Origin of the sequence: Acinetobacter sp. ACIN00229 (assembly GCF_016106645.1) — a bacterium.
Taxonomy (GTDB): Bacteria; Pseudomonadota; Gammaproteobacteria; order Pseudomonadales; family Moraxellaceae; genus Acinetobacter; species Acinetobacter oleivorans.
Map to the genome: position 1 here is coordinate 1 of NZ_JADWOM010000030.1, position 15,512 is coordinate 15,512.

Annotated in this window: 11 protein-coding genes and 1 pseudogene; 9 read left to right on the forward strand and 3 right to left on the reverse strand. The window is 32.7% G+C overall.

What is annotated here, in order from left to right:
• Positions 1 to 890 precede the first annotated feature (890 nt).
• The 8 genes and pseudogenes from I7H67_RS18655 to I7H67_RS18690 all read left to right on the forward strand — a co-directional run.
• Entirely contained in the window at positions 891 to 1,439 is a 549-nt protein-coding gene (locus tag I7H67_RS18655; protein WP_198308557.1) for a TetR/AcrR family transcriptional regulator, read from the forward strand.
• 140 nt (positions 1,440 to 1,579) lie between these two features.
• Positions 1,580 to 2,128, forward strand: a complete 549-nt coding sequence (locus I7H67_RS18660) for a hypothetical protein (RefSeq protein WP_198308558.1) — start codon at positions 1,580 to 1,582, stop codon at positions 2,126 to 2,128.
• 134 nt (positions 2,129 to 2,262) lie between these two features.
• Entirely contained in the window at positions 2,263 to 4,026 is a 1,764-nt protein-coding gene (locus I7H67_RS18665; RefSeq protein ID WP_227602607.1) for an RNA-directed DNA polymerase, read from the forward strand.
• Positions 4,001 to 5,569, forward strand: a complete 1,569-nt coding sequence (locus I7H67_RS19750; RefSeq protein WP_227602608.1) for a DNA polymerase — start codon at positions 4,001 to 4,003, stop codon at positions 5,567 to 5,569. The genes I7H67_RS18665 and I7H67_RS19750 overlap by 26 nt, the downstream gene beginning before the upstream one ends.
• Before the next feature lie 118 nt (positions 5,570 to 5,687).
• Positions 5,688 to 6,206, forward strand: a complete 519-nt coding sequence (locus tag I7H67_RS18675; RefSeq protein ID WP_198308559.1) for a GNAT family N-acetyltransferase — start codon at positions 5,688 to 5,690, stop codon at positions 6,204 to 6,206.
• Positions 6,207 to 6,590: 384 nt separating this feature from the next.
• Entirely contained in the window at positions 6,591 to 7,409 is an 819-nt protein-coding gene (locus I7H67_RS18680) for a Hachiman antiphage defense system protein HamA (RefSeq protein ID WP_198308560.1), read from the forward strand.
• Positions 7,399 to 10,500: a DEAD/DEAH box helicase gene (locus I7H67_RS18685; RefSeq protein WP_198308561.1), complete on the forward strand. Its 3,102-nt coding sequence runs from the start codon at positions 7,399 to 7,401 to the stop codon at positions 10,498 to 10,500. The genes I7H67_RS18680 and I7H67_RS18685 overlap by 11 nt, the downstream gene beginning before the upstream one ends.
• A gap of 19 nt (positions 10,501 to 10,519) precedes the next feature.
• Positions 10,520 to 10,612: pseudogene (locus I7H67_RS18690) on the forward strand (hypothetical protein); the annotation flags it as partial.
• A gap of 43 nt (positions 10,613 to 10,655) precedes the next feature.
• On the opposite strand, the gene adeT1 reads toward I7H67_RS18690, so the two are convergent.
• Positions 10,656 to 11,651: a putative multidrug efflux protein AdeT1 gene (adeT1, locus tag I7H67_RS18695; protein WP_198308562.1), complete on the reverse strand. Its 996-nt coding sequence runs from the start codon at positions 11,649 to 11,651 to the stop codon at positions 10,656 to 10,658.
• A 494-nt stretch (positions 11,652 to 12,145) separates the two neighbouring features.
• Here adeT1 and I7H67_RS18700 point away from each other — a divergent pair, with 494 nt between their 5' ends.
• On the forward strand, positions 12,146 to 13,918 hold the full coding sequence (locus I7H67_RS18700; RefSeq protein WP_198308563.1) for an amidohydrolase: 1,773 nt from the start codon (positions 12,146 to 12,148) through the stop codon (positions 13,916 to 13,918).
• A 65-nt stretch (positions 13,919 to 13,983) separates the two neighbouring features.
• Here I7H67_RS18700 and I7H67_RS18705 read toward each other — a convergent pair whose 3' ends face one another.
• On the reverse strand, positions 13,984 to 14,748 hold the full coding sequence (locus I7H67_RS18705; RefSeq protein WP_192833267.1) for an isochorismatase family protein: 765 nt from the start codon (positions 14,746 to 14,748) through the stop codon (positions 13,984 to 13,986).
• A 92-nt stretch (positions 14,749 to 14,840) separates the two neighbouring features.
• Positions 14,841 to 15,440: an alpha/beta hydrolase gene (locus I7H67_RS18710; RefSeq protein WP_198308564.1), complete on the reverse strand. Its 600-nt coding sequence runs from the start codon at positions 15,438 to 15,440 to the stop codon at positions 14,841 to 14,843.
• Positions 15,441 to 15,512: the final 72 nt, after the last annotated feature.

Sequence of the window (15,512 nt, forward strand, 5' to 3'; positions counted from 1 at the left end):
GTTTTTATAGGTTTTTATTGGATGTTGTTTTAATAAATATTAATCATTAAAATATAATAGATATTTTATATAAAATAGTTATCCTGATGGAAATATTTATAAATATTAGTGCTGTGGTGATAAAACATTTTAATTTTATAAATTGTGTTATTAATAGGTGGGAGGTGGCTATTAATTACTTAAATAATCTAGAATATTTTTTATGTTGATATAGACTCATAAAATAAAATAGGTGCTCAAGATTTAAGCCAAGCTAGACGTTCAGTTTTAATGATTTTGAACTTTAACTTAATGATATAAAATTAGCTTGTAAATATTACTTAAGAATTCCCTTAATTATGTAATTAAATGAAAAATAATAACTATTTAAATAATTTCTAGCCAATTTCACATTGACACCTCAAATATTGGAGATTACCATTTGCGGGCTGGCCTACATTGCCAGTCGGTTGTCGCAGACCGTTCTTCAAGAGCATTAAAAGATTATTCTTTTAGTGTGTATACCCTCGTGCCCCCTCTATGGCGGAACGGAGGGGGACACCTTCGGGTGTGCTGGGTCTTGAAGCCAGTCTGCGAACCCCTTTCGTTCTGCCACCATAATTTTAATGTCTTGGCAGAACTCCATATATAAGGAGTTGGCTTTGCACATCCATTATTTCTTGGCAACCTTTGCCAAAAGCTATAACAACACAGCTTAAAACATTTAACGCAGCTTGATCGCCGTAAGGCTTTTTCAGGCTTTAGCTCGTTATTACTTAAAACTTAGACAATTAAACCTTGAGATGTGCTGCGCACAGTCTTTATGGCTTTGCTATGCCTTTTTTTCTCCCAAAAGGCAGCGGTTTTTATATCTCATTTATATACAACAATAATTTTATAACGGTAAAAATATGCCACATTTAGTTCTCCCAACACGTGCATTACAAGTCGTAAATAAATCAATTGAGTTATTTCACTACAACGGATTTCATCTGGTCGGCATCGACAGGCTTGTAAAAGAATGTGAAGTTACCAAAGCGACTTTTTATAACTACTTTCACTCAAAAGAACGGTTGATAGAAATCTGCCTGATTGTGCAAAAAGAACGTTTAAAAGAAAAAGTTGTTTCAGTGGTTGAATATGACCGCGACACAAACGCAATCGATAAACTCAAGAAACTCTATTTTCTACATGCAGACTTAAACGGGCTGTATTACCTATTATTCAAAGCTATTTTTGAAACAAAACTGACCCATCCAAAAACCTATCAAACCGCCGTGCGATATAGAACATGGCTCATCAATGAAATATATAGCCAGCTTAGAGCACTTAACCCCGATGTTTCTTTTACTGATGCCAAACTCTTTCTATATATGATCGAAGGCGCCGTCATTCAGTGTTTAAGTTTGGGTGAAGTTGATGAAAGGGTGTTGGAGGTGTTTTTGAGGGGGATGGGGTGAATCCAGGTTAGTTAATAGCTATACTTATACGAAGATCGAATAGTAATAATTTTTGTATAACTTATATTATTTGGATTATGAGTGGATTAATACGAGTATAAAGTTACTCAATTTAAAAGTAATATGAGATTTGAGAGAAGATGACGCATTATAACGGATATGATTTTGGCAAAGCTTTTGAACCTAATATAGCTATAGTTTTGGCTACTACTTCCGATGAATTAGGAAGTGTACTTAGAGCTCACTTTTGTTTAGAAGAATTTTTGGATGTTTGGTGTAATACTATTACTAATGTTAAAGACTTTTTTGATATTGGATTTATTGGATTCGATAAAAAATTATTAATTGCTAAAAAGCTAGGACTTCCAGATGAATTGGCAGTAGTATTAAAAAAGTTTAATAAATTAAGAAATACTTATGCTCATGATAGTAGTTCAGTATTAAATATAGGTATACTGAATGATATAAAAAATTCTATAAATATTGTTGATGCTCATAGTTCAAAACCAATACCGAAGTGTGAAGACATGCCATTAGCAATAGACGGAAAGAAGATTTCATGGGATGGAGAAGACACAAATAACCGTGAAAGATTTGTGCTTCTATATCTCACTTTTAGTATGAAGTTATTTAATAGATTCAACTACGAGTTTTTATCACGTAAAATCGCATTTAACCATACAACATAAAATAAAGAATTTATACTTCCATGGTGGACTCTACTAATAGTACTGCAACTTTAGTAGATTTACGTTGATTAACAATAGATTCCGAATAAGTTACAAAGTAAAATAATGTTACTCAAATAATTAAAGAGAATTTTATGGGGGTTCAGTTACATGAAGAGGATGCAACAACCTTAGGAAGTACTAAAGTCTTAAATTCTTCTAAAGACGCACATTATACAAAACCTAAGAAGATTAATTCAGCTGCTAATTTTTGGAAAGATATTCCATTATTTGTATTTCCTATTGATATTAGGGCGGTAATTGCTCATCTAACTCAGGATATGAGAGATGACTGGTTCCCTGATCCCTTAAAATTCTTAGATTTAATCGAAAAAACTAACGATATCCATTCTATAGTTAATACACTTTTAGAAGAAAATAATGGAATATATCATGCATCAATTTGTAACATTTGTGATGTACCTAAAAAGGGATTAGGTATCAGATATGCTTTGGAAACTGATTTCTATGATAGATTGATTTATCAAGCGATTTGTTCTTATTTGATGCCTTACTTCGATCAACTTTTATCTCATCGTGTTTTAGGACATCGGTATAATAAAAATAGAAAGGAAGAAAAATATATTTTTAAGCCTAGGATTGAACTTTGGAAAGTTTATGAAGGGGTTACTTTTACTGCTTTCAAAAATAACCAAGCACTGTTGTGTACAGATATATTTAATTATTTCGAAAATATATCAATTGAAAATATTAGAATTGCTTTTGAATCTAAGATATCAACTTTAAAAGTTGAAGGGCATGAAAAATATAAAATTAGAAGTGCGATAGATATGCTTTGTAAGCTTCTAACTAAGTGGACATATAATGGTTCAAATGGATTACCTCAAAATAGAGATCCTTCATCTTTTATCGCAAATGTAATATTAGATTCTGTTGATAGAGCGATGATTGAAAAAGGTTATGATTACTATCGATATGTAGATGATATAAGAATCATTTGTTCAGATGAGCATGGTGCACAAAAAGCTCTAATGGATTTGATTGAAGAACTTCGCAAAGTCGGCATGAATATTAATTCAGCTAAGACAAAAATATTAACTAAAGAATCTACTGATCAAGAAATTAGTGATTTTTTTCCTGGAACTGACGATCGTTCTAATGCTATTGATAATATGTGGAAATCTCGTAGCCGCAGAGTTATCAGTCGTTCTGCAAAATATATAGCAGAAATAATTTCGGACTGTATAGAAAAAGAAGAGACTCAATCAAGGCAGTTTAGGTTTGCAGTAAATCGTTTAAAAATATTAGTTGATGCAAATCTTTTTGATATTCATTCAGAGTTATCGAATAATTTGGTTATATTGATGCTTAATGCTTTACATAAGCATCCAGCTTCGACAGATCAGTTTTGTCGACTTATATTAGCACTGCAACCTAACAATGAGCCTTTAATACAAATCAGTGATTTTTTGTGTAATAGAAATAAAGCATTACATAGATGGCAAAACTATCATTTATGGAACGTTTTAGCTTCTAAAAAGTTTAAGAGTGAAATTTTACTGAACAGCGCTTTAGAGATTATTGTCTCTGATCCAACTTCATCTGAAGCTTCAGCTATTTTTTTATACCTCTATCAAGTGGGCGAATGCCATCGTTTAAAATCGGTTGTTAGCCTTTTTGAGAAAAATTGGCCTTTACGGAATCAAAGATATTTTTTACTCGCTACAAGAAAATTCGATAGACCTGAGTTATCTCCAATTATTAGTGAATTGGGCATAAGAGTACAAGGTACTGCAAATAGAGCAGCAAAATATTTTGATACTGATGGAAATATTGTTCTTCCACCAACTAATACAAATATTGAAAATTTATATGATGAAATCAGCTCTTATGATTAATACAAAAGTCTTTTTATTTTTAAAAAATTATTCGGGTCTGGGAGTAGATAGATATTTTCTATTAGAGCAGGACGAACTTATAGAAGTCGATACACAAACGATAGCTAATCAAACTTGTTATCTTATTTGTCACGATTATTGGTTAATTGCAAATTCTATTTTTAAAGAAGTTGGTTATTTACCTTGTAAAATTGTTGACTTAGATGAATTTCAAGTAATAATTTCTGGTGAAAAGTCGGAGAGAAAAGCTAGAGATATCAAAGATTTCACTAGAAGGTTGGATCTAGAGAATATTGATATAGAACTTAATAAAGCTTACATGTCTATATTTAATCGTTGTAGTAATTTCGATAAGGAGATTTATCAAAAATTTGCAGTATTTTTAAAATATTACTGGGAAGTTTTAAGAGTTAGTGCAATAGAAAAAGATGAGTTGCAGAGATTTATCAATATTGAAGTTCCTGTTTCTAATATTATGTATGAAACAATGGCAAAAGGATTATTAATTGATAAAAAACGCCTTTTAGAGTTTAAAAAAGAAATAGATCATAATTTTTTTATGTCTCTTAAATCCTTTTCATCTAAATATAATGTGCCATTAGAAGTTCCTCATGATAATGATGTAATTGAATATTTAGAACCACAGGGGGTTGATTGCGAAAACTTTGATATACCATATATTCTACGCTTTGTGCCGCTTAATAATAACTATGCACCAGACTTATTAGAGTTGTATAAGCTTAACCATACTCGAACGATTTTAAATGGTATAACACTAAGCCAAGAACGGATTTATCCTATAGTTGATATTTTTGGATCAATAACATCGCGAATATATCTTAAAGACCCTTCTATTCAAAATATTTCAAAAAAATATAGGTCTTTACTAAAACCAAGCCATGGTAAAAAATTTATTTATATTGATTATGATCAATATGAAGTTGGAATCATGGCAGCCTTGTCTAAGGATCAAGAGCTAATAGATTTATATGCAGAATCTGATATGTACGAAGTAATTGCAGGAAAGATTTTTTCTGAAGAAGGAAAGCGGAAGGATGCTAAGAAATTGTTCTTATCTTATTCATACGGAATGAAAACAAAATCTTTAATTGATGCAGCTTATGGATTAGGTGCAGATAGAACTAAAGCTAAAGCATTATTTAGAAAATTTACTCAGTTTGAAGCATGGAAAAAAACTATTCAGGAAACATTTTTTACCAACAAAAAAATTGGTACTGTTTTAGGTAATTATTTAAGGATAACTCATGAAAATCAAACTTTAACTGAACAAGAAAAAAGAGTTGCTGTTAGCCAAGTTGTTCAAGGTACTGCATCACTAATTTTTAAAAAGACATTAATTGAAGTAAGTAAAATACCATTTGCACAAATAATTTTGCCAATGCATGATGCTATACTTCTAGAAGTCCCAATTGATTTTGATGAAAATCAAGTTATTAATGTTTTTCAAAATATATTTAGCGAACATTTTAATAATGAGATCGTAGGAAAAGCATCACTGGATAATTTCTTTATTACTATGTAAAAACTAGGTAAAAAGCATAAGCAGATATCAGAATATCGATATTTACTTTAAGAGTAAGAAAAACTTATTTAGTATAAAATTTCATCTGTACTTCATCATTATAATTTTGAGAAAAAATATGAAAGACATTGAAATTTTAGAGATCAATGAAATTGGCGATTATGAAGAATGCTTATCGCTATTGTTAGAAGATTCTGTAAATAATGGAGCTTCTATAGGTTTTCTGGCTCCCATAGAAAAGAACGAAGTCTTAAATTATTGGCGTGAGGTCAACCATAAATTAGTACAAGGTAATAGCCGTCTATGGATTGCCATACAACAAGGAAAGGTTGTCGGTAGTGTTCAATTATCCTTAGTGAGTAAAAAGAACGGCATTCACAGAGCAGAAGTTGAAAAACTTATGGTTCTTACATCGGCAAGAAAACAAGGAATAGCAACATTACTGATGAATGAACTAGAAAATTTTGCACGAGAAAAGGGTCTGCGCTTACTTGTCTTAGATACACGTGAAGGTGATGTGTCCGAACTTTTATATAGTAAGATTGGATTTGTGCGTGTGGGTGTCATTCCAAACTTCGCATTAAGTTCAAATGGGAGCTATGACGGTACGGCTATCTATTATAAAAGGCTTGGTTGAGGGTTGATATAAGGTATCTATAAAAGGTAAAGATAGGGTCTACAACACTATTTTTTTTAATCTAAGACTAAAGATGGTAAATGGTTCACTAGAGAAAATTGTTTTATTCTAGAATAGAAATAAGATTGTATTTAAAATATATAAATTAAATTTTTTCCATGAATAAAAGATTTTTTGTAATTTTAGAGAATTTTACCACACAATTACAAAGTATAAATAAAAAATTGAAAGTGCTAAAACTTGAAAATAAGTAATTAGATTGTTTTGACTGTCTGCAGTTTGAAGATGTTTTTATTTGAATGGTTTGATTCAATATTTAACTTTGCAGCAAAATAAAATGCTGATATTATATTGAGTTAATTAAATATTTTCTGAAAAATAGAGATGTCAGAACTTCCTCATTTAGACTTTATAATAAATACGGGTGCAATACTTAAAACTGCGAATGGCCACGATATTGAAATTTGGGAATTAAAAGAAGTAACTGATGAAGCCATTTTAAGTAGCTGGGCTAAACATTTTAGACAGCAATATTGTTCAGATTCTGATATAGATTTATTAATAAGTGGAACACCGTATAAAACAAAAAAAGACTATCTAAATGAGGTGATTTTTCCAGACAAAAGTCGAGCTCCAGGTCCAAGTATTAGATCAGGTGATTTTACTGAAATTTTACTTACTGATTTTCTAGAATTTATATGGGAGTTTTGGGTACCACGTGGTAAATATGAAGAAAAGTGGAATCGTAATGAATCTATAAAAGGGGTTGATATATTAGGTTTACAGATGAAAGATGTGAATCAGCATAATCCTGAAGATGTATTAATTACAATAGAAGCTAAAGCACAATTGAGTAGTACTCGATACAATAACACATTACAAAATGCCATCAATGATTCCTCTAAAGATATTCTTAGGCAAGCCCAAACGTTAAATGCTATCAAACGTAGATTACTTAGCTCTAATGATATTCAGAAAGTAATGTTAGTTGAAAGATTCCAAGACAAAGCTGATAGACCATTTACTTATAAACCTTGCGCTATTGCGGTTCTTAACGATATAGCTTTTGACGAAAGCTTAATTCGGCTTAGTGATAGTAGTAATCATTCTAATTTATCGGCTTTAAAAATTATTATTTTTAAAGGCAATGATTTAATGAATTTTACTCATCAGCTTTATGAGAGAGCAGCAAATGAAGCCTGAATTTAATAGTACTAGACTTTTAGGAATTACTCGTTCTAAAGAAAAGATGTATGAATTTCAGATTCCTGCTGAATATCATATTAATCCATATAAAGATGGAGACCCAGAAGATCTTTTTTATTTAACAATAGGTATTTTGGGTGACTCAGCTGCATTATTAAATGATAACAAAGAACTATCAGATGATGATCTAAGTAATCTTTTGTTTGCTGCTAAATTTTTTGATTCTTTTATTGGTGCTCGCTTCAATAGCGACATGGATATTAAATTAAAGTTATTAGGAGCAGCTGCGTACTATCTAATAAATAGGCCTGGTAGTGCTCTTGTAATGGCAAAAAAAATATTGCCGAATGAGTTCTCTAATATTTTTGAACTTACTTTATGGCAAATTCTGTCTAATCACTATATAGGAGAAATAAGTTATGCAGGTCTATCTGAGATAGAATTGTTATTAATGAATATTTCTTATGATGTTGATTTTTATATGAATAATGGTCGTGGAGTTGATAGGCTGGAGGAACAGTTGAATCACTTGAGGGCTATGGTCTATAAATATGGAAGCCCCGAAGAGTTATTACTTATTGATCTTATAGTTGCTGTTTCTTTCCTAAAAGTTAAAAATAGTTCATGGAATAAATTACCCTTATATTCAAATTTATCAATTCCGTTGTGGGAAGAAATTATAAAGAAAAAAGATTTTCCAAAAGAACTCTGGCCATCTCAAATAAAAATAGGGGAAGCTGGTTTATTTGAAAATAATTCTGGTCTAATACAGATGCCAACGAGTGCAGGTAAAACTAAATCGATAGAAATAGTTTTACAGAGTGCATTTTTAGCTAAAAGAACTAAATTAGCTATAATAGTGGCTCCATTTAGAGCTCTATGTAATGAAATAACACAATCATTAAAAATAGTATTTAATAATACTGATATAAGAATAAATGAAATTTCTGATGCCTTGCAACTTGACTTTATTGAGACTATTTCTGAAATACTAGGTACAGAATATTCTAGTTTAAATTATGTTTTAGTTCTTACTCCTGAAAAACTACTATATGTTTTACGTCAATTGCCCAGTTTAATTAACCATTTGGGATTACTAATTTATGATGAAGGACATCAATTCGACTCTGGTAAACGGGGAATAACATATGAGTTATTATTGACTGAGATTAAAGCATTGATATCTGAATCAACACAAACTATTTTGATCTCTGCTGTTATTCAGAATGCTCACGATATCAGAAATTGGTTAATTGGAAATAATGGAAAAATAGTTGATGGTACAAAATTATTAGCAAGTTCAAAGTCTATAGCCTTTGCTAGTTGGTTGGAAGGTAAAGGCGGAGAGTTACATTTTAAGGAGGATTTCCCCTACTTTGTACCTCGTATTTTTAATCAAAAGTCTTTAAAAAAACTAGATAGAGAAAGAAAAGTACGAACTTTTCCAGAATCTACTAATGCTGATGTTGCACTAGATTTGGCAATTCGTTTATTACCTCAAGGACCTGTTGCTATCTATAATGGATTAAAAACGAGTGCACTAAACATTATTAAGAGAGCTGTAGAAATTTATCAAAGAGACTTTGAAATTTTACCACCAGCGCATTTCTCAGATCCCAAAGAAATAAAAAATCTTTATAGTCTAATAGGCAAAAATTTTGGCGAAGACTCTGAGTTAGCAAAGGGAGCAAACTATGGCTTCTTTCTACATCATGGTACAACTCCGACAGGATTAAGACTAAGCATTGAATATGCTATGCAAAAACATTTGATAAAATTTATTAGTTGTACGTCCACGCTTGCGCAAGGAGTAAATTTACCAATCAGATATTTAATAGTGACATCTATGAATCAGGCTGGAGAAAAGATAAAGGTTAGAGACTTTCAAAATTTGATTGGTAGAGCTGGTCGTTCTAGTATGCATACGGAGGGTTTAATAATTTTTGCTGATCCTGAAATTTATGATTCTAAAAATAAATACAAATATAATAATGCATTAAGTTTATTAAATGATGAAAATACAGAGGCTGTTTCTAGCTCACTTCTAAAGCTTGTGAGACCAATAACTACTATAAGAAAAATTCAAGGCTCTTTTAGGGAACTTAAGATACCAATTAATTTATTGACTGCGAATGAATCAGAATGTTTACAGGGTATACAAGAAATTTTAAGAACTCACAGCCATCTGTTTAATGAATCTGATTTGCATAACGCTATTTTTAGTAGAAGGAAACTTACTTCCACTATTGAGAGTCATTTAATGGCAAATCGAGAAAATAACGACATACAGGATTTTATCATCGAGTCTCAAGAGTTAGCAAAAAGAACTTTAGCTTATCATCTTGCAAATGATACGGAGAAGAAAGATTTAATCACTCTTTTTAAAAATATTGCTTATTATGTTTCTAGTCATATTTCTGATCCTTTAACACAAAAAGAATTCTCTAAAACATTATTGGGAGTAGAAGATACAAAGAAAATCCAATCATGGGTTGAATTAAATCGAGAAATATTAAATACAAACCAAGATAAATTTGTTTTGTTGGAAATAATTTGGCCATTCTGTTTAGAGATGATTGATAATAATTTTTTACATAGAATTCAACCTATTAATTTACCTTATGAAATTACTAAACTATGGATTCAAGGTCAAAGTTACAAAGATATATTTGAATTTGTTAATAATATTAATGGTCGTTCTCGTTGGGGGGAAGGTTGGAGAAAAATTGATGAAGATGCAGTTTTAACCTTTTTAGAACAAACTCTAGCTTTTGAAATAAATCTAATTATTAGTGCTATAGCATTTTTTTTATACCCAGACGGTTTATTAGTAGACCATTATATATTTGAGTTTCAAAAAGTAATTAAATATGGATTACCTAATAATGAAAGTATTCTGGTATATGAATTAGGTTTCTCCGATCGTACAATTGCACAGGAGATTGTTGAATTTATAAAAAATGATGATTTAAGATTTCCTGGGGAGTTTATCTTTAAAAGGTCTTCTTTCAGAACTTATAGAAAAACACTAGAACGGTATTTTGATAATTACCCTTCATATTTTCAAAATATTCTTAAAACTCTCTAATTGAGAATTATTAAAAATATTGGTGTATGCCGAGCACAGCTCATTTACACGGGCTTATAAAGAGTGGTCGGGTAAAGCGCCACAACAAGCCCGAGAGCAAATGAATAACTGAGGGTAGAGCTTCTTAAAAGAAGATGTGCATATGTTTTGAGTATTCATTCATCATTTAACGCGCATTCAAAATTACTTGGGTTTTCTTTACATCTTACTTTTTTCAAAGAATTCATCATTTTAGGGTCGTAAATACCAGCCTTGGTTAGCTGTATACGTGCCTCGCGCATCATCTTCATATAGTTTACTTGTTCATTTTTTGGAATATCCATCCAATACTTTGAAGGAATATCACTTTCATATTTAGCAATAATGCCAAACGTTCTATTTAGTTGGCTGGCTACCCAAGTTCGAGACTTTTGCCCAAAACCTGCTGGAAACTGGTCTTTACGAATAATGAAGTTTGCCGAAATTTGAGTTAAAGGAAAACGAATGATTGCTCCTTTTTCACCTAAGCCTTTATATAGCTCAAAAGGTTTAAATGCCACAATAGGAGCGGGCACAATATCAATTTCATGATTATTAAACTTCGCACCAGCATTGGTGACATCTACAGATACAGCCTGACCACCAACATGTTGCACAAGCTTTGGTTGCGCTTCATCATATTTAAATACCCCAATTTTTTTACCGGCAGCTTTAGCGAGTGTATTGATACTTCTATCATTTACAAATAAATAAGCAGGGCCAATTGTCCCTAAACCTGCAATTTCGTAAGGGCCTACCACCATATTTTTTGCGGCCATAGGTGAAGACAACAGCTTATAGGCATTAATTGCCGTTTTCATATTTGTTAATGCGCCAACTGCATCTAAAGATCCTGTATATTTATTAAACTGGCGGCCACGTAAACCACTAATAATAGCGCCATCACATTTTCCAACTTTTAAATCTTCAGCCGCAACGCGTTCATCAACATAGGCTTTTAAAGATAGATCTGCTCCCCAATTTTTGGCTTCAAGTGCATAATCTTTGGCTAAAGCGAAAGCATCTCCAGATTTACCAATGGGGTCAAACACACACACGACTTGTTGTTTGGCATAAAGAGTTGTTGTTAAACATGTGCTTGTAATAAGTAAAATAGTTTTAAAACGATCCATATCTAATTATCCATTATTTAAATTATAAAAATTATTTTATAAATCTGGGTTAGATTAGATATGACATTTCAATAAGAATTTAAAGAGAAAAGGTCAAAAGACAGCTTTGGTTCAGGAAGTCATTTAATGATTTATTAGAATGTTTATTGTCCGATTTGCGGACAAAAATCTCATAAATCGGTATTTTCTCTATTCTTTTTATATCCTTAAATAAACTTAAAAATTAGTTTATCCATTCCACAATGGAGATTAATTTATGGAAAACTTAAAAACAAAAATTGCAATTATGGACTCAAGTCTAACGAACTTTCCTAACAGTGAAATAGAGATTTTTGCGAGTAGTGCAAGGCATCGTATAGAGCTGTCTAAGTGTATTAAGAGTAACAAAACTGTAGTCAATGGATAGACCTCAGTACTCAAAGACTTGATGCAAACAGATCAACAAGAAGATTAGAAAACGATTATTAGAATTGAAATGATTTTTGGAGTTAACAATGAGATTTAAAAAAGGATTTTTAGCACTTAGCCTAGGTTTACTCTTTATAAACTTAGGATGTGCAAACAATGATAGTGATGACAATAATGCTGCTGCAAGTATTTATATTAATGGAAAAATTTATACTGCTAAAGATAAAGATTCCCTTCAACAAGCCATCGCAGTTGCTCAGGATGGAACCATCCTAAAAGTTGGTAGCAACGAAGAAATCAAAAAAATTGCAGATAACAATACACAAGTTATCGATCTTGAGCATAAAGTTCTAATGCCAGGGTTAATCGATAGCCATATTCATGCCTTGGCTTCTGGTGTAGAGGCGATATTAGCCACTATGGATAGCGGTGATACCACCATAGATATTTCTAAAGTTGAAGCAAAACTTAAACAAGCCAGTCTCGATGGTACGGGAGTTGCTGGAGATGTTCTATTTTTGAATGGCTTATCGTCAGAATATTGGGAATTGGCCGATCAACTCTCAAATGTATTTAATAATAATGAATGGAAAGATCGTCCTATTGCTTTAGTCGGTAGTGACCATCATACAGCTTGGGCAAACCAAGCACTCCTAAAGAAAGCTGGTATAGATGCAAACTTCATTCAGCAATTAAGCCTAAATGACCAGCAAAATGTTGCACATAATGAAAACTTTGAACCCACTGGATTTGTGATTGACTCTGGCTGGGATATGGTGAGTGATAAAATTCCATCTGTATCACATGATCTGCTTTATAAAGGCTCGAAAGAAGCAGTCAAATACTATAACAGTTTGGGTCTCACGGCATGGATGGATATCGCTGCAAACGCCAGTCCAAATAAAGGAATTACCAATATTAAAAATACAGAGGAAACCCTAGGGATGATTCCAATGTATAAAGAATTATCTCAAAAAGGAGAGTTAACAGCACGAGTTTCTGGTTTACATGTCATTAACTCAAAAAGTACACCTCAAGTTTTTAACATCATTGAGTCAATCAATAGCAAATATAAAAACATAGATAACTTTAATTTAGTCGGTGTGAAAGTATTCGCTGATGGCGTATTAGAGATTCCAGCGCAATCGGCTGCATTACTTGGTCGGTACTCTAATAGTAACAAGCAAGGGACTTTGTTATTTGACCCAAATACTTTTAAGTTAGTTGTTGATGAAGCAGATAAACGAAATATGATTGTTCATATTCACGCTGTTGGGGATAGAGCTGTACAGGAATCTTTAAATGCCTTTGAGTATGCTCGCTCAAAGCGTCAGAGCAACGTCCCTCATAGCATTACCCATCTACAACTCGTTGACCCTAACGACTATAAGCGCTTTAAACAAAACAATGTGATTGCTTCGATGCAATTGGCATGGGCCTATGAGGACAGTTTTAACAAAGAACTGGTAAAACCTTATATCGATGCAACTTCTTATAAGGGCATGTATCCTGCACATTCGTTGTTAATTAACGGCGCGACCATTGCAGGTGCAAGTGATGCACCAGTTTCAACAGCCAATCCTTTTGTCGCCATGGCGACTGCAATTACACGAAAAGGAAGTGAAGGCGAAGTTTTAAACCCAGCAGAAGCCATTGATCGAGATACAGTCTTTAAGGCCTATACGATTAATTCAGCGAAAGCGCTTTATTTAGATAAAAGCATTGGTACGCTCGAGCCGGGCAAAAAGGCCGATATGATTTTAGTAGATAGAGATATTTTTAACGTTTCGCCTGAACAGTTGGCTGAAACAAAAGTGGTGTGGACCATTTTTAATGGAAAGAAAGTTTATCAACAATAAACTAGAAAGCTTTGTATCTCTAAATTTACCTAAAAATCAAAGATACAAAGCTTAAGAAAAATCAATTATTTGATTTTAAAAGGATCTTCAACTGCTGGGGTGCCGACATTATCCCAGAAGTTTTGTAGTACAAACCCATATTCCGATAAGTTCTCTTTGAAAGGCTCAAGCATTTGATCTGCTGAAGGCTTTTTCCAGTCAGCCTGTAATTCACAAGCTAGACTAAAGGTCGTTACTGGTTCTGCACCTGCATTTGCCATGCGTAATGTAGCAGCCTGAACCTCATATTGATTCCATGCGCCACATGCATCAATGACTGGGTAGACTTTATATCCATCATTTAATAGCGATAGTGTCGGGAAAGTACAGCAAGTACCAATGGTTACGCCTGCAATAATAATATGGGTTCGACCTGTTGCTTCTAGCAAATTAATAAGTGCTCTACGAAAAGTCGGGTCTTCATATGCATTAATGATCCCTGTACGTCGATAAATTGAATTATCAGGGAACAATGATTTAATTTCTGGGAGAGTGTCGCCGTTTTGCCATTGTGCGTTTGATGATGTAATGAGTGTTGGAATATTAAGAGCTTTGGCTGTACGTGCTAAACCAAGAACATTACTTTTTAATTCAGCGAGGCTTGACGTATCACGAACGCTAGCCATTAAACCAACTTGATGATCAATAAGTAATAAAACTGTATTTTCTGGGGTTGGTTTATCGTAAGCAAATAAACCTAGATTTTTTGCTTCTTTTGGTGAGTTTTTATTCGCTTTTATAGTATCAGTAATAGGGCTGATAATATCTTCTGCACGGATTGATGTAGTCATTTTTAACTCCGAAGAATAATTTGAGACGAGAAAGTACGGAACTTAGATTTAGGAAGATCTAAGTTCTGATTTGGATGTTTAGGCCAAATGGATTAAATAGTGTTTAAAAAATCAAGGCTTAACTGAAGCGCTGAATGCGAAATGGTATGTCCTGTAGCGGGTAAAATATTCAACTCAACATTTAAGTTTGCTGCACGCATTTGTTGATATGTACTTTGGCTTTCAGTTGGAGAAATAACGGTGTCTGACTCACCATGAATTAATAAAACTTTCGTGTTTTTATTAATTTCATTATTGATTGGGCTTGCTAATCTTCCAGCGATGCTAATCAGCCCAGCAATAGGCCAACGCCCTGAAACGACCGCATCTAAAGCCATTATTGCACCTTGAGAAAATCCTAAAAAAACGACTTTATCTAGGTGGTTTTCTAATTGGTTTTGGGTAAGGATCTCTTGGATTTTTTGGTCAAACTGAGTTCTGGCTTCTTTAATGCGACTAAAGCGATTCTCCTCATTAACCCCAGTAATGCTAAACCACTGATAGGCTTCTTTACTGTTCATAAAGCTAAAAGGAGCATTGGGTGCGACAAAATTCAAATTAGAATGATTGGCCTTAAAAAATTCTCCAACTGCTTCTAAGTCTTCACCATTACTACCTACGCCGTGTAATAAAATTATAAATAGATCTTTCATTTGAATATCCTGAATGAGCTGAATATTTAGTGTTTAGATGCCATTCATGTAATGGCATCTCATCTATTAACG

Coding starts and splice junctions, on each gene's coding strand:
- I7H67_RS18660 (WP_198308558.1), top strand. CDS start 1,580: ATGACGCATTATAACGGATATGATTTTGGCAAAGCTTTTGAACCTAAT.
- I7H67_RS18675 (WP_198308559.1), top strand. CDS start 5,688: ATGAAAGACATTGAAATTTTAGAGATCAATGAAATTGGCGATTATGAA.
- I7H67_RS18705 (WP_192833267.1), bottom strand. CDS start 14,748: ATGACTACATCAATCCGTGCAGAAGATATTATCAGCCCTATTACTGAT.
- I7H67_RS18710 (WP_198308564.1), bottom strand. CDS start 15,440: ATGAAAGATCTATTTATAATTTTATTACACGGCGTAGGTAGTAATGGT.
- I7H67_RS18685 (WP_198308561.1), top strand. CDS start 7,399: ATGAAGCCTGAATTTAATAGTACTAGACTTTTAGGAATTACTCGTTCT.
- adeT1 (WP_198308562.1), bottom strand. CDS start 11,651: ATGGATCGTTTTAAAACTATTTTACTTATTACAAGCACATGTTTAACA.
- I7H67_RS18680 (WP_198308560.1), top strand. CDS start 6,591: ATGTCAGAACTTCCTCATTTAGACTTTATAATAAATACGGGTGCAATA.
- I7H67_RS18700 (WP_198308563.1), top strand. CDS start 12,146: ATGAGATTTAAAAAAGGATTTTTAGCACTTAGCCTAGGTTTACTCTTT.
- I7H67_RS19750 (WP_227602608.1), top strand. CDS start 4,001: ATGATGAAATCAGCTCTTATGATTAATACAAAAGTCTTTTTATTTTTA.
- I7H67_RS18665 (WP_227602607.1), top strand. CDS start 2,263: ATGGGGGTTCAGTTACATGAAGAGGATGCAACAACCTTAGGAAGTACT.
- I7H67_RS18655 (WP_198308557.1), top strand. CDS start 891: ATGCCACATTTAGTTCTCCCAACACGTGCATTACAAGTCGTAAATAAA.